The sequence below is a fragment of the Streptomyces sp. R21 genome (assembly GCF_041051975.1).
Lineage (GTDB): Bacteria > Actinomycetota > Actinomycetes > Streptomycetales > Streptomycetaceae > Streptomyces.
Genome location: NZ_CP163435.1, coordinates 965383 through 982572 on the forward strand (window position 1 = coordinate 965383; position 17190 = coordinate 982572).

Consider the following 17190-nt stretch of genomic DNA (forward strand, 5'->3'; position numbering starts at 1 on the left):
TCCTGTGCTCGGACATGCCTTCCCCGGACGGGCGGACACCGACGCCGCGGAAACGTGTCGCCCCCTGAACGGAGCACACGGCACGCGACGGCCAGGCCGCGGCGGACCGCGCCGGAACCCTCGTACCTCTGGAGGTTTCGCGGAACACCAGGTATCGAGGCGGCCATGGACGACGACACCCGCCTCCCCGGGCTGCCCGCCCCTCCCCCGCCGGGCGCCGCCGCACTGCCGCCCGGCACCTACGACGGGAGGCTGGTCCTGGTCACCGGCGGCGGCACGGGGCTGGGGAAGGCGATCGCGGCGGAGTTCGCCCGGCTCGGCGCCGATCTGGTGATCGCGAGCCGTGGCGAGGAACATCTGCGGTCCGCACGCGAGGAGTTGGCGCGGCTGGGCACACGGGTGACGGCGACCTCGTGCGACATACGGGACCCGGACCGCATCACCGCACTGTTCGACGCCTGCCCGCTGCCCGACGTGCTCGTCAACAACGCGGCCGCCAACTTCCCCGTGCCCGCCGAGGACATGTCCCCGGGCGCCTGGCGGGCGGTCGTGGACATCACGCTCACCGGCACGTTCCTCATGACCCGCGAGTTCGGGCGCCGCCATCTGGCCGCGGGGACGCCCGGCTCGATCATCAACGTGGGGGCCTCGTACGCCTGGACCGGCGGCCCCGGCTACGCGCACAGCGCCGCCGCCAAGGCCGGCGTACGCAACCTCGTGGAGACGCTGGCCGTGGAGTGGGGGCCGTACGGCATTCAGGTGAACGGGCTGGTGCCCGGGCTGATGCCGCACGAGGACATGACCCCGGACATCCGCGACAACCTGGAGCGCGCCGCCGTCGAACGCTCCGGCCCGGAGCGCGCCGCCGACCAGGACCGCCGCCAGCCCGCCCTGCGGGTCGGCGCACCGCGCGAGCTCGGCTGGGCGGCGACCTTCCTGGCTTCTCCCTACGCCCGTTTCATCACGGGACACACCCTGGTCGTGGACGGGGCGAACTGGCAGCGCAGGGCCCTGGTCGGGCCGCCGGTGGTGCCGGTGAGGGACCAGATGGGGCGGGGTCCCTTCACCGGCTGAGCCGCGATGAGTCCCGGGGGCCCACCGGGTCTATACCTGCAAGGGGCTGTCCGGAGCCCCCGGGACACCGAGGAGAAGCGATGAGCACCGTAGTGATGCACAGCGTGGTTTCCGTGGACGGCTTCATCGCCGATGCGGAGGATCAGGTCGGCCCACTGTTCGACTGGTATGACAACGGCGATGTCGCACTCGGCGATGTCGGGAAGATCTCGCAGGTGTCGGCCGCGTACGTGAAGCCGATGTGGGCGGAGATCGCGACGATCGTGATGGGGCGGAACCTGTTCGACATCACCAACGGCTGGGAGGGGTCGCCGCCGACGGGTGAGCACGTGGTCGTGGTGTCGCACCGGCCCAGGCCCGAGGGGTGGCACCCCGAGGCGTCGTACCACTTCGTCGACGACGTGGCAGCGGCGATCGCGAAGGCCAGGGAACTCGCGGGCGAGCGCACGGTCGCCGTGACGGCGGGCGACGTCGGCGGCCAGGCCTTCGCCCTCGGCCTGGTGGACGAGGTGGCGATGGACGTCGTGCCGGTGGTCTTCGGCTCGGGCAAGCGGTACTTCGGGGCGGTCGACGCCCGGCATCTGCTGGAGGACCCGCACACGGTGATCCAGGGCAACCGGGTACTGCACCTGCGCTATCGAGTCCGGCGTTAGCGAACGACGACGCCCTCGGGCAGAGCCAGAGCAGCGACCACGCCGTGCGCCGGGGTGGTCGCCGCTCCTGCTCAACGCCCTCAGGACTCGGCGGCCTCCAGCGCCGAGAGGTCCAGGCGGGCCAGCCGCTCGGGGTCGGCGAGGATGTCGACGGCGACGATCCGGCCGTCCGCGACGGTGACGCCCATGACGCCCATCGGCTTGCCGTCGAGCAGCGTGACGACGCCCACGGCGCCGTTGACCAGCACGAGGCGGGAGGAGACGGCGACACTGCGGAACATGACCGCCTGTCCGGCCACCGCCTCGGCGCCGCGGACCAGCTTGGACACGGCCGCGCCGCCGACGAGCGCTCCGGCGTCGGCGCGCAGCACCACATCGGGGTCGAGGACGGCCACGAGCGCCTCGAAGTCGCCGCCGCGCGCGGCGGCGAGGAACGCGTCGAGCACCTTCTTCTGACGGCCGATGTCGGGGTCGGGGGTCGGGGCGGAGCCCTGGACCCGGCGGCGGGCGCGGCTGGCGAGCTGCCGGGTGGCGGCCGAGGAGCGGCCCACGATGGGCGCGATGTCGTCGAAGGGCACCGCGAACATGTCGTGCAGCACGAAGGCGAGCCGTTCGGCGGGCTCCAGCGTCTCCAGGATCACCAGCAGGGCGAGCCCGACGGAGTCGGCCTGGAGCACCTCCTGCTCGGGGTCGATCCGCTCCAGGGGGCTGACCACCGGGTCGGGCACGTAGGTGTCCATGGGCTCCTCGCGGCGCGCCGTACGCGAGCGCAGCATGTTGAGGCAGACCCGTCCGACGACGGTGGTGAGCCAGCCGCCGAGGTTCCTGATGTCCTCGGTCTCGGATCGGCTGAGCTTCAGCCAGGTCTCCTGAACGGCGTCGTCGGCCTCGCTGAGCGAGCCGAGCATCCGGTAGGCCACCGCCCTCAAGTGGCCGCGGTGCTCCTCGAATTGACGCGCGAGGTCGTTCTCGTCCATCGGTCCCCCATGCAAGTGCGGTGTTCCGTCGTGTTCCGTCACAAGATCAGCGCTCGGTCAAAACATAGCGGGTCACTTCCCCCGGAAGGCCGACGCACGCCGGGCTCCCTTGGCCGCGTACCCCTCCCGGGCGTCCTCGGACGTGAGGGTGAGAGCGGCGGACATCGCCGTGCGGTCGAGGGCGGCGGCGAGCCCCGCGTCCGCGTAGGCGTCGATGTCGCGTTTGACGCTCTGGACGGCGAGGGGTGCGTTCGTGGCGATCTCGGTGGCCACGGTTCGGGCGATGTCGTCCAACTCGGCGGGGGTGACGACGAGTTGGGCCAGGTGGAGGCGCTCGGCCGTGGCGGCGTCGATCCGGCGTCCGGTCAGGGCGAGGAGCTTGGCCCATCCGGCGCCCGCGTCGACGGCGACCCCAATCTGTGCCTCGGGGAGCGCGAACACCGCGTCGTCCGCGGCGATCCTGACGTCCGCCATCAGGGCGAGTTCGAAGCCGAAGCCGAGGCAGTAGCCGTGCACGGCCGCGACCACCGGCTGCGGAAGGCGGGCGAAGACGGCGAACCGTTCGTGCGCCCAGCGGATGCCCTCGTAGTAGTTGCGGGCGCGCTCGGCGTCCGAGTGGCCGGTGATCGCGCCGCCGGGCGCCATCACGTCGATGCCCGCGCAGAAGGCCCGCCCCTCGGCCCGCAGCAGGACCGCGCGGAGGGAGGTGTCGAAGCGGATCCGGTCGGCGAGCAGCCCGAGTTGGCGCGTGGACTCCCAGCTCCACGCGTTGAGTTTCTCCGGCCGGCAGAGGGTGAGGATGCCGAGCCCGTCCTCGATGTCGAGGCGCAGCCGCTCCTCACCCTCCGGGATGTCGGTACGTGTGATGTCGATCATCGGCCGCCCCTCCGGTTTCTGACGAGACGTCAGAACCCTAGGGGGCGCGGACTATCGGCTGAAGAGTTCGAACGCGACGGCCGGTTTCCCGCCGAAGCGCTCGCCCGTCGTCTGCGCACCGCCGGTCAGGAAGGTGCGGCAGTACGTTTCCGGGTCCTCGTCGGTCAACACCTCGATGTACGTGCGGTGTTCGAGCAGCGAGCGGACCGCACGCTCCAGGCCTGGCGTCGCGTCCACCGCGTGCGTGGGCGTCGAGGAACCGGCGACGGCGACCCAGCGCACACCGTTCCAGGGCTCCAGGCCCTGCTCCATGAGCTCGGGGAAGATCCAACGGTTGCCCGCGTCGCCCGCCGCGTCCAGGGTGGCGCGCCCCACCGCCACGTGGTCGGGGGTGTTCCATGCGACCCCACCCCAGGTGTCGCGGTGGTTGAGGGTGATCAGCAGTTCGGGCCGGTGGCGGCGGATCGCGGCGGCGATGTCCCGGCGCAGGGCGGTGCCGTACTCGATCACACCGTCCCGGTGGTCCAGGAAGTCGACCTCCGAGACGCCCACGACGGCCGCGCTCGCCCGCTGCTCCTGCTCCCGCAGCGGGCCGCACTTCTCGGGCTCCAGGGTGTCGATGCCGGCCTCACCGCGGGTTGCCAGCACATAGGCGACCTCGCGTCCGGCGTCGGTCCATCCGGCGATCGCCGCGGAGCAGCCGTACTCGAGGTCGTCCGGGTGGGCGACGACGGCGAGGGCACGCTGCCAGTCGTCGGGCATGGGCTTGAGCTGGTCGTTCATCGGCTCCGTCATGGCCCCAGCCTACGGAGACGCCCGTGCGGCCCGGGGCCTGTCAGGCGGATTCGTAGTGGTGGGCGTCGGCCCCGCTCCACTTCACCCAGGCCGGGTCGTCGAGGAGGTCCTCCGCGTCGGGCAGACCGGCGCGGCCCAGGAACTCGATGAGGTCCTCGTCGGAGAACGCCAGTCCGAGGGTCTCCCCGCGCGCGACCACCAGACGCCCGCCGGTGCCTGCCGGCGGACGAACGACCACAGGCGCCCGTCCGGACATATCTCCAGGATCCTCCCGACGGCCGCAAAACGCATCCCCGCGCCGGCCGGTCTGAGGGTCACACCTCGTCGCGGGTCAGCGCCAGCAGCCGGTCCAGGACACGCTGCCCACCGGCTCGTACTCCGTCGTGCTCGAACTCGTCGGTGACCCAGGTGCGCAGACCGCGGATGGACCGGGCCGTGCGCAGCGCGTGTTCGGTGTCGACGTACATGTCGTCGTGGTAGACGGCCGCGGCGACCGGCACCTCGTTGGCGGCCAGGCGCGCGGGGTCGTACAGCGGCGTCCAGTCCCTGCGGGCGGCCAGTTCCTCGGCGGTCTCGCGCAGCGGGCGCAGCGCCGGGTCGGTCTCGAACATCCAGGGGTGGACGGACTCGCCGGTGAACAGCAGCGGCCCGTCCTCGGTGAGCGTCTTGGCCGCGTCGAACTGCGGGAACTCGGCGCGCACCCGCTCCGCTGACCAGTCGGTGGGCCGCGCGTCCTGGCCGTAGATCGCCTCGTGGACTAGGGCGTACAGCGGGTGGCCCGCGTACGAGAGGAGGCCCTGCACCTCTTCCTGGAAGGCGTCGGAGAGGGCCGGGCCCTCGGGGGTGCGGACGAAGGCGTGCTCCAGCAGGTAGTGCAGGCGGTGGCTGCCCTCGCTGCCGCCGAGGAGGATGCCGAGCGACTGGAAGGCCTCGACGGTGAGCTTGTAGCCGCCGATCAGGACCGGCTCGTGCTGGAGAAGGTACTCGGCGATCTGCCGCGCCCGCTCGACGTCCTGCGGGTAGCGGGCGTAGTGCGCGGCCACCTTGCGTTCGATGCGCGGGTAGGCGGCGCGGTAGACGTCGTCCGCGTGCGCGTCCAGGGAGGGCAGGCCGCCGGTGATGACCGCGGCGCGCAAGCCCTCGGGCGCCGTGGACAGGTAGTTCACCGTGCAGAACCCGCCGAAGCTCTGGCCGAGTACGGTCCAGGGCGCGCCGCCGGTGAGCGCGGGGCGGATGGCCTCGCAGTCGCGGACGATGGAGTCGGCGCGGAAGTGCGTCAGGTAGTCGGCCTGCGCGCGGGCGTCGCCGCGCAGCGGGAGGCTCTGTCGGTTGGCGGGCGTGGAGTGGCCGGTGCCGCGCTGGTCGAGCAGCAGCACCCGGTACTCCTTGAGCGCCCGGCCGAGCCAGGCCGGCTTGCCGACGAACCGGTTGGCGCCGAAGCCGGGACCGCCCTGGAGATAGACCAGCCACGGCAGGTCGGACCCCGCCTTCTCACTGGCGACGACCTCGCGCGCGTACAGCTCGATCTGCTCCCCGGAGGGGGCGCTGTGATCGAGGGGCACACTGAAGTGGCGGTCGGTGAGGACGACACCGGGCTGGCGATAGCTGACGGTCAACGGGGCTCCCGAGACGGACGGATGGCGGACCGCGTCCCAGTTCAGCACATGTCCGGCCGTCGGCAGAGCCCGGGGATCAAGAATTCCGTACTGTACGGCGGATCAGCTGTGGCGGCCGGGCGGGGCGGCGTTCCGGCCGCCGGTGGACGGGGCGTTGTCAGACCCGTCTGCGAGGGTGTGATCACCGGGCGGCACCAGGAGTCGTCCGGATCGACGGTGGAGGGGTGCGGTGACGGATCCGCGGGACGGCTGGGCAGGCCTGGGCTGGGAGGGCTGGGAGGACTACGACGGCATCCGGAGGCGCCTCGATCAGGGAGCCGATGCGGAGGTGTGGGGCGGGGGGCGGCCGCTGCACAGGGCGGCGGCGTGGGGCTCGCCGGAGGTCGTCGCCGAACTGGCCCGGCGTGTCGCGGACGTGGACGCGCTGCAGGACGGCACGACCGCGCTGTGGGAGGCCGTCCTGTCCGACCGACATGACAACGCACGGGCTCTTGCCGCCGCCGGAGCGGATCCCTGGCGGCCGCTGATGGGTGGCTGGTCGCCGGGACGGCTCAGCCTGGCCGGGCCGACGCCGGATCTGTTCACGGTGCCCGAGGACGAACGCGGTCTGACCGAGGCCGAGCGCGCGGCGACGCAGGAGGGTCATCGGCTCGTCACCGCGCTGGGAAGCATTCACTACGACGGCACGGGCCTGGCGTGCGTGGCCGGGATCGACGCCGCGGAGGCGATACGCCGCCTCGAAGCCGCCCCGGCCGAAGGCGAGGACATGGACGACCTACTGGAGAATCCGTACGACTACGACCTCGACGAGACCCTCCAGATCATCGGCGTGACGACCGTGCCCGGGGGCTGCGTCGTCACCCAACCCTGGGGATACGCGCCGCAGATGCCGGGGGTGCTGACCCGGCTGTCCGCCGGCACCGTCTGCTACGGCATGTACGCCAACCCCAAGAGCGGCAACCAGGGCAGCATCGTCCGCGACGGGGTCATCGAGGGCTCGGACCTCCACCCGGGCGGCGGACCGCAACCGGAGGACACATCCGAGGAGATCCTGGCGGCCTATCTCTACCGGCACAACGCGGTGGGCTTCGCCTGCGCCTACGCAGGACTGCGGCTGACCGACGCGCGCGCCGTCGTCGGACCGCCCGACCAATGGGTCGAGCTGCCGGAGCGTGACTACTGGAGTCGCTGACAGCACGGACCTGCGACCGTCAGAGGTCCGATGCGTCGATCCAGCACACCGTCGCCACCAGGTCGGGTGCCCTGGCCGTGGCGTCGGCTGCCAGGAGTGCCCAGTCCCGGCAGTCGGCGACGATCCGGTGCCAGGACCACCGGCGGTCGATGTCCCAGTCGATGCCCGGGCCGCCTGCTCCGAAGGCACTGCCGTTCTTGACCTGCCACAGCTGGAAGTAGAGCACCGCCTGATCGTGCGCGGCGAAGTCCTCGATGACCTCGGCGAGGTGAAACGTCGGCCATGCCGGATCCAGAGGGCCGACGGCAACACGCAGTGCGGCGGCCCGGGGAGGAATCACGACCTCGCGGGCCCCGAGCTGCGACAGGGCATCGCGCAGTCCCACCGCTTCGCTGTAGCCGGGTGACTCACCTCGTCGGCGAAAGGCGTCGTAGGCTCGCTGAATCGCCGGGCCCGCGCGTCGGATCCCCAGGTCCGCCAAGGCTTCGGCCGCCCATTCGCGAACGGTGGCGCTCTCGCTGTCCAGCAGACCGATCAGCACGTCCCCCGGCCGCGGGTCCCGCAGCGCGGTGAACACCTCGATGGCGCACAGCTGCCCGAACGGGGCGAAGCGAGGCACCGCCGCGATCAGCTCGTCCAGCACCTCGGGGCCCAGCGCGGTCAGCGCGTGCTGGGCCTCCTCGGCCACTTCGGTGGATTCCGCGTCCAGTTCGCCGACCAGCCGGGCCATGGTGCTGTCCATGGGCACGCAGTCTGGCCCGGCGCGGTCCGCCCCGGCCACTCGATATACGAGGCGCCCTCAGCGCGCCGACAGACTGGAGCGCCGTACCACCAGCTCCGGCTGGAGGACGACCCGGCGGTGAGTGTGCGGGGTCGGGGCGGTCTCGGCCTCGGTCTCCTCCAGGAGGAGTTCGGCGGCGAGGGCGCCCATGGTGACGGCGGGCTGGCGGACGGACGTGAGGGGGACGGCCGCGGCGGCGGCGAACTCGATGTCGTCGTAGCCGACGATCGCGAGGTCGTCGGGGACGCCGACACCCGCCGCGTACATGGCCTGGAGGACACCGAGGGCGAGCAGGTCGTTGGCGCAGAACACGGCGGTGGGGCGGTCGGCGAGGCCGAGGAGACGGGCGCCCGCGTCGCGGCCCGCGGCGACGTCGAGGCGCTCGGTGGGCAGCTCGCGCAGCCGGTCCGGGCCGAGGCCGGCCTCGGCGAGCGCTTCGAGGGCGCCCGCGCGCCGGTCCCGGACCTGGTTGAAGCCGGGCGGCCCGCTGACGTACGCGATGGAGCGGTGTCCGGCGTCGACGAGGTGCCGTACGGCGAGCGCACCGCCCGCCACGTCGTCGACGGAGACCGAGCACTCGGTGGTGCCCTCGGCGACCCGGTCGACCAGCACGAACGGGATGCCGTGGCGACGGAACGCCTGGATGTTGCGGCCCGTCGCGTCGGCTGGCGTCAGCAGGACGCCGCGCACCCGCTGCTCGGCGAAGAGCGAGAGGTATTCGGCCTCCTCGCCCGCGCTCTGTCCGCTGTTGCAGACCATCACGCCGAGCCCGGCCTCGCGCGCGGCCCGCTCGGCACCGCGCGCGACGTCGACGAAGAAGGGGTTGCCCATGTCGAGGACGAGCAGGCCCATGATCCGGCTGCGCCCGGCGCGCAGCTGGCGTGCGGACTCACTGCGGACATAGCCGAGCCGGTCGATCGCGGACAGCACGCGGGCGCGCGTCTCGGAGGCGACCGAGTCCGGGCGGTTGATGACGTTCGACACCGTCCCCACGGAGACCCCGGCGGCGCGGGCGACGTCCTTGATACCCACCGACTGAGCCATCAGGCGAGGACCTCCAGGGGAACGAGGGGTGGCGGGCACGCGTTCACATTACCTGCGCACCGGGGTGCGACGGCCCCCGTCACGACGGCAGCCGGAAGTCGATGACATGGAGCGCCGAGGGCGTCGTACCGCTGGACTTCTCCTGGTACATCACCGACAGCACACCGTCCTGGGCGATGCGCGTCTCATCGATCACGACCTCGCCGAAGGCATTCAGACCGCTGCCGTCGTACAGGAGCTTCCAGTCAGTGTGTCCGGAGGACTTCGAGGCGGCGGCGATGCGGCCGAAGGGCAGGATCGCGTAGGCGTTGTCGTACTTGTCGAGGACGAGCTTGGTGCGCTGGCTGGAGTTCAGTGCGATGGGGATCTCGGTCTTCTGCCAGGTGCCCGAGGCGTTCTTGCGGAGATGGAAGGCGCGGCCGTTGACGGTGCGGTCGGTGACGTAGTTCGTGGTGCACTGGCCGAAGCGGCCGGGGACGTAGCTGATGATGGCGTGCGGCAGGCCGGCGGAGTCGGTGGTCTGGCTCTCCTGGTTCATCAGGGAGTGGTCGGGGTTGAGGGCGTCGACCACGAGCCCGGCGTCGGTGACGGCGACCTTGTCGGAGCCACCGGTGGTGCCGACGAGGGTGCCCGCATCGTTGTGCCAGGTGCGGCCGCGGTCGGTGGAGTAGACGTAGCCGGTGTCGTGGTTGGTGATGCCGCCGCCGTTGCACATCACGGCGCCGTTCTGCTCGCGCCAGGTGAAGAAGGAGTGCAGCCGGCCGTTCTTGTCGTAGTCGATGCCGTGCAGGTACATGTTGCGGGCCGTGCTGGAGCCGTGCTCGCTGGTGTACGTGCCGGTGGAGCTGGACCACTCGCCGAGCGCGGTCCACGTCGAACCGTCGTACTCGGCAAGGGCGTTGCGCCCGTTGCCGGAGATCGCCACCCGGTAGCTGAGCTGGAGCTTGCCCTCGGGTGTCGAGACGAACTGCGGGTAGGTGAACTGCGAGGTGAGGGCGAGGCCGTCGAGCGATGTCTGTACGGCGCCGAAGACCGAGGAGGTCCACGCCGGGGCGTTGTCCAGGAGTCCGGCGACCGACTTCACGTAGAAGAAGCCGTCGCTGTGGGAGTCCATGTTGAGATGCAGGCGCCCGTCTGTCTTGGACACGCCCATGGAGATGACGTTGTGGGAGTCGTCGCTCTTGAGCTGGTGGGCGAGGGTGACCTTCGACCAGCTGGTGGCGCCGACGGCCCGGCGGGCGACGACAGCGCTGCGGTCGGTGGTGTACCAGGCCGCGTACTGGTAGCCCTTGTAGGTCAACAGGCCGTTCTTCTGGAACGAGTTGTTGTTGACCAGCCCGTCGTAGGACACGAAGAACAGGGCCTGGCTGTCGAGGGTCGTGCTGCCGGACTGGGTGACCGAGGGGCCGGGGTCGGCGGCCCGTGCGGTACCGGCGGCGAAGGCGGGGGTCGCCGCGGCTCCGGCGAGGGCGCCGGCCAGCAGGGTGCGTCGTCTCATCTCGGGGACTCCGTTGTCGTGCGGGGACAGGGGACGAGCAGGGGTCAGGGGACGAGCAGGGGTCAGACGAGGTGGAACACTTCGGTGAGCGGTTTCATCGCCTCGTCGGGGCGGGCCCCGTCGAGGGATTCGAAGAACGGGGACATCTCCGCCTGCCAACGGGCGTTGACCTCGGTGGCTTCCATTCCGGCGATGGCGGCGGCGAAGTCCTCGGTCTCCAGATAGCCGACGAGCAGGCCGTCGTCTCTCAGGAAGAGGGAGTAGTTGTGCCAGCCGGTGGCCGAGAGAGCTTCGAGCATCTCCGGCCACACGGCCGCGTGGCGTTCGCGGTACTCGGCGATCCGGTCCTCGCGGACCTTGAGGAGGAAACAGACGCGCTGCATGAAGTACCGCTCCTGGCTCAGAAGTTGAACTGGTCGATGTTCTTCGCGGTGAACACGGTCGGCTTGCCGAGGCTGATCACGCCGTCCTTGCCGATGGTGTACGAGCCCATGTCACCGGCCTTGAAGGTCTCGCCCTCCTGGCCGGTGATCTGCCCGGAGGACAGTGCGACGGCCGTGCGCGCGGCCAGTTCGCCGAGCTTCGCCGGGTCCCACAGCTCGAAGCCCTCGACGGTGCCGTTCTTGACGTACTTGCGCATGTCGTTGGGGGTGCCGAGGCCGGTCAGCTTGACCTTGCCCTTGTACTTGGAGCCGGACAGGTACTGCGCGGCGGCCTTGATGCCGACGGTGGTCGGGGAGATGATGCCGGCGAGCTTGGGGTGCTCCTGGAGGAGGCCCTGGGTCTGCTGGAAGGACTGCTGGGCGTCGTCGTTGCCGTACGCGACCTTCACCAGCTTGATGTTCTTGTACTTCGGGTCCGTCAGCTCCTTCTTCATGAAGTCGATCCAGACGTTCTGGTTCGTCGCGGTCTGCGCGGCGGACAGGATCGCGATCTCGCCCTTGTAGTTGATCTGCTCGGCGAGCAGCTGGACCTCGGTGCGGCCGAGGTCCTCGGCGCTGGCCTGCGAGACGAAGGCGTTGCGGCAGTCGGTCTTGGTGTCGGAGTCGTACGTGACGACCTTGATCTTGTTCTTCATGGCCTGCTTGAGGGCGGTGCACAGGGCGCCCGGGTCCTGCGCTGAGACGGCCATCGCGTCTACCTGCTGCTGGGTGAGGGTGTTGACGTAGCTCACCTGGCCGGAGGTGTCGGTGGCGCTGCTCGGGCCGACCTCCTTGTACTTGGAGCCCAGCTCCGTCAGCGCCTTCTCGCCGCCCTTGTCGGCGGAGGTGAAGTACGGGTTGTTGACCTGCTTGGGCAGGAAGCCGACGGTCAGGCCCTTCTTGGTGGCCGCGTTCGGATCGGCCTTGCCGGCGCTGGCTGCGGAGCCGGTGTCGTCCTTGACGTCGTTCTTGGTGGTGCCGCCGCACGCGGTGGCGGCCAGGGCGAGGGAGGTGACGGCGGCGAGGGCCGCACAGGTACGGCGGATCGACGACTTGCGCATGATGGTGATCCTTTACGAGGGTGAGCGGAGGTGGTTACGAGGTCGGAGTGGGCGCCTTTGACACGGGTGGCACGGGCGCCGCGGCGGCTCTGCGGCCCGCCCTCGCGACGGCGATCTGGCGCGCGACCCGGGGGCCGAGCACCGACAGCACGAGCAGGACGCCGGTGACGACGATCTGCGACTGGGCGGAGACGTCCTTCAGGCTCATCACGTTCTGCAACGCGCCGAGCAGGAAGACTCCCGCGATCGCGCCGCCGAGCGTGCCCTTGCCGCCGTCGAAGTCGATGCCGCCGAGCAACACGGCCGCCACGACGGAGAGTTCGAGCCCGGTGGCGTTGTCGTAGCGGGCGCTGGCGTAGTGCAGTGCCCAGAAGATGCCGGTGAGCGAGGCCATGAACCCGGTCGCCACGAACAGCAGCAGCTTGTGCCGCTTCACACGGATGCCGGCGAACCGGGCTGCTTCCTCGCTGGCGCCGATCGCGAAGAGCGAACGGCCGAACGGGGTGGCGTGCAGCACGACCACGCCGATGGCGAGCAGCACGAGGAAGGGCAGGAAGGCCTGCGGGAGGAAGGTGTCCCCGAGACGTCCGGACGCGAAGTCCAGGTACTGGGTGGGGAAGTCGGTCACCGCGTCCGAGCCGAGCACGATCTGTGCGATGCCCCGGTAGGCGGCGAGAGTGCCGATGGTGACGGCGAGGGAGGGCAGTCCGAGCCGGGTCACCAGCAGGCCGTTGACCAGCCCGCAGACGACTCCGAGGAGCAGGCAGACCGGGATGATCGTCTCGATCGTCATGCCCTGGTTCCACAGGGCGCCCATCACGGAGCCGGACAGCCCGGCCGTGGAGGCCACCGACAGGTCGATCTCACCGGCGACGACCAGCAGGGTCATCGGCAGCGCGATCAGCGCGATCGGCAGGGTGTTGCCGAGGAGGAAGGACAGGTTGAGGGCGTTGCCGAAGCCGTCGACGAATCCGAACGACATCAGCAGCACGACGAGGAGGAGGGCGCCGACGACCGTGTCCCAGCGGATGGCCCGCGTCCAGTTGGAGTCAGCCATGACGGGCGTTCCTCTTCTTCAGAGCGGTCGCCACACGCAGGGCGACGATCCGGTCGACCGCGATGGCGAGGATGAGCAGGGTGCCGTTGATGGCGAGCACCCAGACGGAACTGACGCCGAGGGCGGGCAGCACGCTGTTGATGGAGGTCAGCAGGAGGGCGCCGAGGGCCGCGCCGTAGACGCTGCCGGAGCCGCCGGTGAAGACGACGCCGCCGACGACGACCGCGCTGACGACGGTGAGTTCGTAGCCGTTGCCGGTGCCGGAGTCGACGTTGCCGAACCGGGCCAGGTACATGGCGCCCGCGAGGCCGGCCAGGCCGCCGCAGAAGGTGTACGCGGCCAGGATCCGCTTGCGCACCGGGATGCCGGCGAGCCGCGCGGCCTCGGGGTTGGAGCCGAGTGCGTACAGCTCCCTGCCGCTGCCGAAGTGCTTGAGGTAGTACGCGGTGGCGATCAGCACGGCCAGCGCGATGAGCGCCAGCCACGGCACCGCCGAGATGCCGCCGGAGCCGAAGTTGATGAATCCGTCCGGGAGGTTGGCCGCGGTGATCTGCCGTGAGCCGACCCAGATGGAGTCGATGCCCCGGATGATGTAGAGGGTGCCGAGGGTGACGACGAGCGCGGGCACCTGGCCGAGGCTGACGAGCAGGCCGTTGACCAGTCCGCAGCCGATGCCGAGCAGCACCGCCAGGAAGATGGCGACGACAGGGTTGCCGCCGCCCTGGAGATACGTACCGGCGGCGAAGGCGCTGATGCCGAGCGTCGAGCCGACCGACAGGTCGACGTTGCGGGTGATGACGACCAGCGACTGGCCGGTGGCGACGAGCACCAGGATGGTCGCGTTGAGGAGCAGGTCCTTGATGCCCTGCTCGGAGAGGAACTCGCTGTTGCCGGCCTGCGTGATGCCGATCATCACCAGGAAGACGACCAGGATGGCGAGTTCGCGCATCTTGAAGACGCGGTCGACCAGCCGGGTGCCGCTGGACTTGGGCGCTTCGGCGGCGGGGGCGGGGTTGGGAGCGGTCACCGTCATGCGGCGGCCCTCCCGGTGGCTGCGGCCATCACGGATTCCTCGGTGGCTTCGGAACGCGGGATCTCGGCGGCCAGGCGGCCCTCGTGCATCACCAGCACACGGTCGGCCATGCCGAGGATCTCGGGCAGGTCGGAGGAGATCATCAGGACGGCCACTCCGTCGGCGGCCAACTCGCTGAGCAGCCGGTGCACTTCGGCCTTGGTGCCGACGTCGATGCCACGGGTCGGCTCGTCGACGATGAGCACTTTGGGGCCGGTGGCCAGCCACTTGGCGAGGACGACCTTCTGCTGGTTGCCGCCGGACAGGGTGGCGACGGCGTCGGCGATCCGGGCGTACTTGACCTGGAGCTTGACGGCCCAGTCGAGGGAGCGGCTGCGTTCGGCACCGCGGTCGACGAGACCGGCCTTCACGGTCGTTCGCAGGCCGGTCAGCCCGATGTTGCGCTCGATGGACATGTCCATCACCAGGCCCTGGGCGCGCCGGTCCTCGGGGACCAGGGCCAGTCCGGCGGCCATCGCGGTGGAGGGAGCGCCGTTCGTCAGGGTCTTACCGTCCAGCTCGACCTCGCCGGCGTCCCACCGGTCGATGCCGAAGACCGCGCGGGCGACCTCGGTGCGTCCGGCGCCGACGAGTCCGGCAAGGCCGACGATCTCGCCACGCCGGACGTCGAAGGACACGTCGGTGAAGACGCCCTCGCGGGTCAGGCGACGCACACTGAGCGCCACCTCGCCGGCCTCCACCTCCTGCTTCGGGTACAGCTCGTCGAGGTCACGGCCGACCATCCGTCGTACGAGATCGTCCTCGGTCATGCCCTCCAGCGGCTCGCTGGAGATGAGGGCGCCGTCGCGCAGCGTGGTGACCGTCTGGCAGATCTGGAAGATCTCCTCCAGACGGTGCGAGATGAACAGCACCGCCGAGCCCTGCTCGCGCAGCGTGCGGACGACGCCGAAGAGGCGGGCGACCTCGCTGCCGGTCAGGGCCGCGGTCGGCTCGTCCATGATCAGGACGCGTGCGTCGAAGGAGAGCGCCTTGGCGATCTCGACGATCTGCTGGTCGGCGATGGACAGGCCGCGGGCCGGGCGGTCGGGGTCGAGCTCGACGCCGAGCCGGCGCATCAGGGCGAGGGTGGCGGTGTGGGTGGCCTTGTGGTCGATCCGGCCGAGGGCGCGCCGGGGCTGGCGGCCCATGAAGATGTTTTCGGCGATCGAAAGATCGGGGAAGAGCGTGGGCTCCTGGTAGATCACGGCGATGCCCGCGTCGCGGGCGTCGGCGGGTCCGTGGAAGACGGTCGGCTCGCCGTCGAGCAGCAGCCGGCCGGCGTCCGGTCGGTGCACCCCGGCGAGCGTCTTGATGAGGGTCGACTTGCCTGCGCCGTTCTCACCGGCGATGGCGTGCACCTCGCCGGGAAACAGCTCCAGGGACACGTCCCGAAGGGCGCGCACGGCGCCGAAGGACTTCGAAATGTCCTGGAGCGCCAGCACAGGTGCCGGACCCGTATCGGACGGGTGGGTCATTGGGGGCTCCTCGACGACACCGGCGGGAGAACCGTCACAGCGTCGTGAAAGGTTTCAACTGGGTTGCCGGGACGTTAGGCACCACAGCAAGGCCGCGTCAATGGGTTACGTCTCGAAATTTTTCGATAGCCAAAGGTCACGACCGAGTCACGGGACACAGCTTGCCCCGCAGGGGTTGACAGCCCTCCGGACGGCTCATAGCTTCCCTTTCTGAATCGTTTCAGACCTGCCTTCAATCCCCCGTCTTTCAGACCCGACGTCACAGGAGCCTCGAAGTGACCGAGCTCGCCGCGGTGAAGGCCGCCCTCAAGACCCAGGCCGTCGAGACGCCGTCATGGGCGTACGGGAACTCGGGAACCCGCTTCAAGGTGTTCGCGCAGCCCGGAGTTCCGCGTACGCCTCAGGAGAAGTTGGACGACGCCGCCCAGGTGCACGCGTTCACCGGTGCGGCGCCGACCGTCGCCCTGCACATTCCGTGGGACAAGGTCGACGACTACGCCGCCCTCGCCAAGCACGCGGAGGACCGCGGGCTCAAGCTCGGCACGATCAACTCCAACACTTTCCAGGACGACGACTACAAGCTCGGCAGCATCTGCCACCCCGACGCCGCCGTGCGCCGCAAGGCCCTTGATCACCTGCTCGAGTGCGTCGACATCATGGACGCGACCGGTTCCAAGGACCTGAAGCTGTGGTTCGCCGACGGCACCAATTACCCCGGCCAGGACGACATCCGCGAGCGCCAGGACCGGCTCGCCGAGGGCCTTGCACAGGTGTACGAGCGCCTCGGTGACGACCAGCGCATGCTCCTCGAGTACAAGTTCTTCGAGCCCGCCTTCTACACGACCGACGTCCCGGACTGGGGCACGGCCTACGCACACTGCCTCAAGCTCGGCGACAAGGCCCAGGTCGTGGTCGATACCGGACACCACGCACCCGGCACCAACATCGAGTTCATCGTCGCCACGCTGCTGCGCGAGCGGAAGCTCGGCGGCTTCGACTTCAACTCACGCTTCTATGCCGACGACGACCTGATGGTGGGCGCCGCCGACCCCTTCCAGCTCTTCCGGATCATGTACGAGGTGATCCGCGGCGGCGGCTTCGCGCCCGAGGTCGCCTTCATGCTCGACCAGTGCCACAACATCGAGGCGAAGATCCCGGCGATCATTCGGTCGGTGATGAACGTCCAGGAAGCCACGGCGAAGGCGCTGCTGGTGGATCGCGTCGCTCTTTCCGCCGCCCAGCGCTCGGGGGACGTACTCGAGGCGAACGCCGTGATCATGGACGCGTACAACACGGACGTACGGCCGTTGCTGCGGGAGGTGCGGGGCGAGCTGGGGCTCGACCCTGAGCCGGTCGCGGCGTACCGGGCCTCCGGCTGGGCCGAACGGATTGCTTCCGAGCGCGTCGGTGGGCAGCAGGCCGGATGGGGCGCGTAGGCGCTGCGCTGCGTCTGCCGGGTCATGCCGGTGGCAGGCTGCGGGCCGCTTGTGGCTGGTCGCGCCCACGCGGCGGAGCCGCAAATCGAAACAGCCCCGCGCCCCTTTCGGGGCCGTTCGTGCCAGCCCTCCGCACGCTGCCAGGGCCTGCTTCAGAACAC

General features: G+C 70.3%; 17 protein-coding genes. 4 read left to right on the forward strand and 13 right to left on the reverse strand.

All coding sequences use genetic code 11. The features are described 5' to 3' along the window. The first annotated feature begins 165 nt into the window (after nucleotides 1–165). The gene (locus AB5J56_RS04590) at nucleotides 166–1074 is read left to right on the forward strand and encodes an SDR family oxidoreductase (protein WP_369230284.1); all 909 of its coding nucleotides are present in this window, start codon (nucleotides 166–168) and stop codon (nucleotides 1072–1074) included. An 80-nt stretch (nucleotides 1075–1154) separates the two neighbouring features. Next, the gene (locus tag AB5J56_RS04595) at nucleotides 1155–1727 is read left to right on the forward strand and encodes a dihydrofolate reductase family protein (RefSeq protein ID WP_369230286.1); all 573 of its coding nucleotides are present in this window, start codon (nucleotides 1155–1157) and stop codon (nucleotides 1725–1727) included. Between the two features lie 80 nt (nucleotides 1728–1807). Here AB5J56_RS04595 and sigJ read toward each other — a convergent pair whose 3' ends face one another. From sigJ to AB5J56_RS04620, 5 genes are all read right to left on the reverse strand, one after another. Next, nucleotides 1808–2704, reverse strand: coding sequence for an RNA polymerase sigma factor SigJ (gene sigJ / locus AB5J56_RS04600; protein ID WP_369230288.1), 897 nt, complete (start codon nucleotides 2702–2704; stop codon nucleotides 1808–1810). A gap of 72 nt (nucleotides 2705–2776) precedes the next feature. Beyond that, nucleotides 2777–3580 carry an enoyl-CoA hydratase/isomerase family protein gene (locus tag AB5J56_RS04605; protein WP_369230290.1) on the reverse strand — a complete coding sequence of 268 codons (804 nt, stop codon included), beginning with the start codon at nucleotides 3578–3580 and terminating at the stop codon, nucleotides 2777–2779. A gap of 51 nt (nucleotides 3581–3631) precedes the next feature. Then, nucleotides 3632–4375 (reverse strand): PIG-L deacetylase family protein, encoded by a 744-nt coding sequence (locus tag AB5J56_RS04610; RefSeq protein ID WP_369230292.1) that lies wholly within the window; start codon nucleotides 4373–4375, stop codon nucleotides 3632–3634. 40 nt (nucleotides 4376–4415) lie between these two features. Further along, nucleotides 4416–4631, reverse strand: coding sequence for a hypothetical protein (locus AB5J56_RS04615; RefSeq protein WP_369230294.1), 216 nt, complete (start codon nucleotides 4629–4631; stop codon nucleotides 4416–4418). 58 nt (nucleotides 4632–4689) lie between these two features. Further along, complete coding sequence (locus tag AB5J56_RS04620) at nucleotides 4690–5991, reverse strand: alpha/beta fold hydrolase (RefSeq protein WP_369230296.1); 1302 nt, start codon at nucleotides 5989–5991, stop codon at nucleotides 4690–4692. A 229-nt stretch (nucleotides 5992–6220) separates the two neighbouring features. Here AB5J56_RS04620 and AB5J56_RS04625 point away from each other — a divergent pair, with 229 nt between their 5' ends. After that, nucleotides 6221–7183 (forward strand): ankyrin repeat domain-containing protein, encoded by a 963-nt coding sequence (locus AB5J56_RS04625; RefSeq protein ID WP_369230298.1) that lies wholly within the window; start codon nucleotides 6221–6223, stop codon nucleotides 7181–7183. Between the two features lie 19 nt (nucleotides 7184–7202). On the opposite strand, the gene AB5J56_RS04630 is transcribed toward AB5J56_RS04625, so the two are convergent. The 8 genes from AB5J56_RS04630 to AB5J56_RS04665 form a co-directional block, all read right to left on the reverse strand. Continuing rightward, nucleotides 7203–7925: a HEAT repeat domain-containing protein gene (locus AB5J56_RS04630; protein WP_369230300.1), complete on the reverse strand. Its 723-nt coding sequence runs from the start codon at nucleotides 7923–7925 to the stop codon at nucleotides 7203–7205. Between the two features lie 57 nt (nucleotides 7926–7982). Further along, nucleotides 7983–9008, reverse strand: coding sequence for a LacI family DNA-binding transcriptional regulator (locus AB5J56_RS04635; RefSeq protein ID WP_369230302.1), 1026 nt, complete (start codon nucleotides 9006–9008; stop codon nucleotides 7983–7985). Between the two features lie 79 nt (nucleotides 9009–9087). Beyond that, nucleotides 9088–10506, reverse strand: coding sequence for a BNR repeat-containing protein (locus tag AB5J56_RS04640; RefSeq protein WP_369230303.1), 1419 nt, complete (start codon nucleotides 10504–10506; stop codon nucleotides 9088–9090). Nucleotides 10507–10568: 62 nt separating this feature from the next. Then, complete coding sequence (locus AB5J56_RS04645) at nucleotides 10569–10889, reverse strand: L-rhamnose mutarotase (RefSeq protein ID WP_369230305.1); 321 nt, start codon at nucleotides 10887–10889, stop codon at nucleotides 10569–10571. Nucleotides 10890–10906: 17 nt separating this feature from the next. Then, nucleotides 10907–11989: a rhamnose ABC transporter substrate-binding protein gene (rhaS, locus tag AB5J56_RS04650; protein ID WP_369230307.1), complete on the reverse strand. Its 1083-nt coding sequence runs from the start codon at nucleotides 11987–11989 to the stop codon at nucleotides 10907–10909. A gap of 34 nt (nucleotides 11990–12023) precedes the next feature. Next, on the reverse strand, nucleotides 12024–13046 hold the full coding sequence (locus AB5J56_RS04655) for an ABC transporter permease (protein WP_369230308.1): 1023 nt from the start codon (nucleotides 13044–13046) through the stop codon (nucleotides 12024–12026). Continuing rightward, nucleotides 13039–14079, reverse strand: coding sequence for an ABC transporter permease (locus AB5J56_RS04660; protein ID WP_369230310.1), 1041 nt, complete (start codon nucleotides 14077–14079; stop codon nucleotides 13039–13041). The genes AB5J56_RS04655 and AB5J56_RS04660 overlap by 8 nt, the downstream gene beginning before the upstream one ends. Next, nucleotides 14076–15593 carry a sugar ABC transporter ATP-binding protein gene (locus AB5J56_RS04665; RefSeq protein ID WP_369230312.1) on the reverse strand — a complete coding sequence of 506 codons (1518 nt, stop codon included), beginning with the start codon at nucleotides 15591–15593 and terminating at the stop codon, nucleotides 14076–14078. The genes AB5J56_RS04660 and AB5J56_RS04665 overlap by 4 nt, the downstream gene beginning before the upstream one ends. Before the next feature lie 275 nt (nucleotides 15594–15868). Between AB5J56_RS04665 and rhaI the strand changes: the two genes are divergently transcribed. Continuing rightward, the gene (gene rhaI / locus AB5J56_RS04670) at nucleotides 15869–17029 is read left to right on the forward strand and encodes an L-rhamnose isomerase (RefSeq protein WP_369230314.1); all 1161 of its coding nucleotides are present in this window, start codon (nucleotides 15869–15871) and stop codon (nucleotides 17027–17029) included. Nucleotides 17030–17190: the final 161 nt, after the last annotated feature.

Bases quoted from the DNA above. Each gene is read 5' to 3' on its own strand.
- AB5J56_RS04590 (WP_369230284.1), top strand. From the start codon at position 166: ATGGACGACGACACCCGCCTCCCCGGGCTGCCCGCCCCTCCCCCGCCG.
- AB5J56_RS04595 (WP_369230286.1), top strand. From the start codon at position 1,155: ATGAGCACCGTAGTGATGCACAGCGTGGTTTCCGTGGACGGCTTCATC.
- sigJ (WP_369230288.1), bottom strand. From the start codon at position 2,704: ATGGACGAGAACGACCTCGCGCGTCAATTCGAGGAGCACCGCGGCCAC.
- AB5J56_RS04605 (WP_369230290.1), bottom strand. From the start codon at position 3,580: ATGATCGACATCACACGTACCGACATCCCGGAGGGTGAGGAGCGGCTG.
- AB5J56_RS04610 (WP_369230292.1), bottom strand. From the start codon at position 4,375: ATGACGGAGCCGATGAACGACCAGCTCAAGCCCATGCCCGACGACTGG.
- AB5J56_RS04615 (WP_369230294.1), bottom strand. From the start codon at position 4,631: ATGTCCGGACGGGCGCCTGTGGTCGTTCGTCCGCCGGCAGGCACCGGC.
- AB5J56_RS04630 (WP_369230300.1), bottom strand. From the start codon at position 7,925: ATGGACAGCACCATGGCCCGGCTGGTCGGCGAACTGGACGCGGAATCC.
- AB5J56_RS04635 (WP_369230302.1), bottom strand. From the start codon at position 9,008: ATGGCTCAGTCGGTGGGTATCAAGGACGTCGCCCGCGCCGCCGGGGTC.
- AB5J56_RS04640 (WP_369230303.1), bottom strand. From the start codon at position 10,506: ATGAGACGACGCACCCTGCTGGCCGGCGCCCTCGCCGGAGCCGCGGCG.
- AB5J56_RS04645 (WP_369230305.1), bottom strand. From the start codon at position 10,889: ATGCAGCGCGTCTGTTTCCTCCTCAAGGTCCGCGAGGACCGGATCGCC.
- rhaS (WP_369230307.1), bottom strand. From the start codon at position 11,989: ATGCGCAAGTCGTCGATCCGCCGTACCTGTGCGGCCCTCGCCGCCGTC.
- AB5J56_RS04655 (WP_369230308.1), bottom strand. From the start codon at position 13,046: ATGGCTGACTCCAACTGGACGCGGGCCATCCGCTGGGACACGGTCGTC.
- AB5J56_RS04660 (WP_369230310.1), bottom strand. From the start codon at position 14,079: ATGACGGTGACCGCTCCCAACCCCGCCCCCGCCGCCGAAGCGCCCAAG.
- AB5J56_RS04665 (WP_369230312.1), bottom strand. From the start codon at position 15,593: ATGACCCACCCGTCCGATACGGGTCCGGCACCTGTGCTGGCGCTCCAG.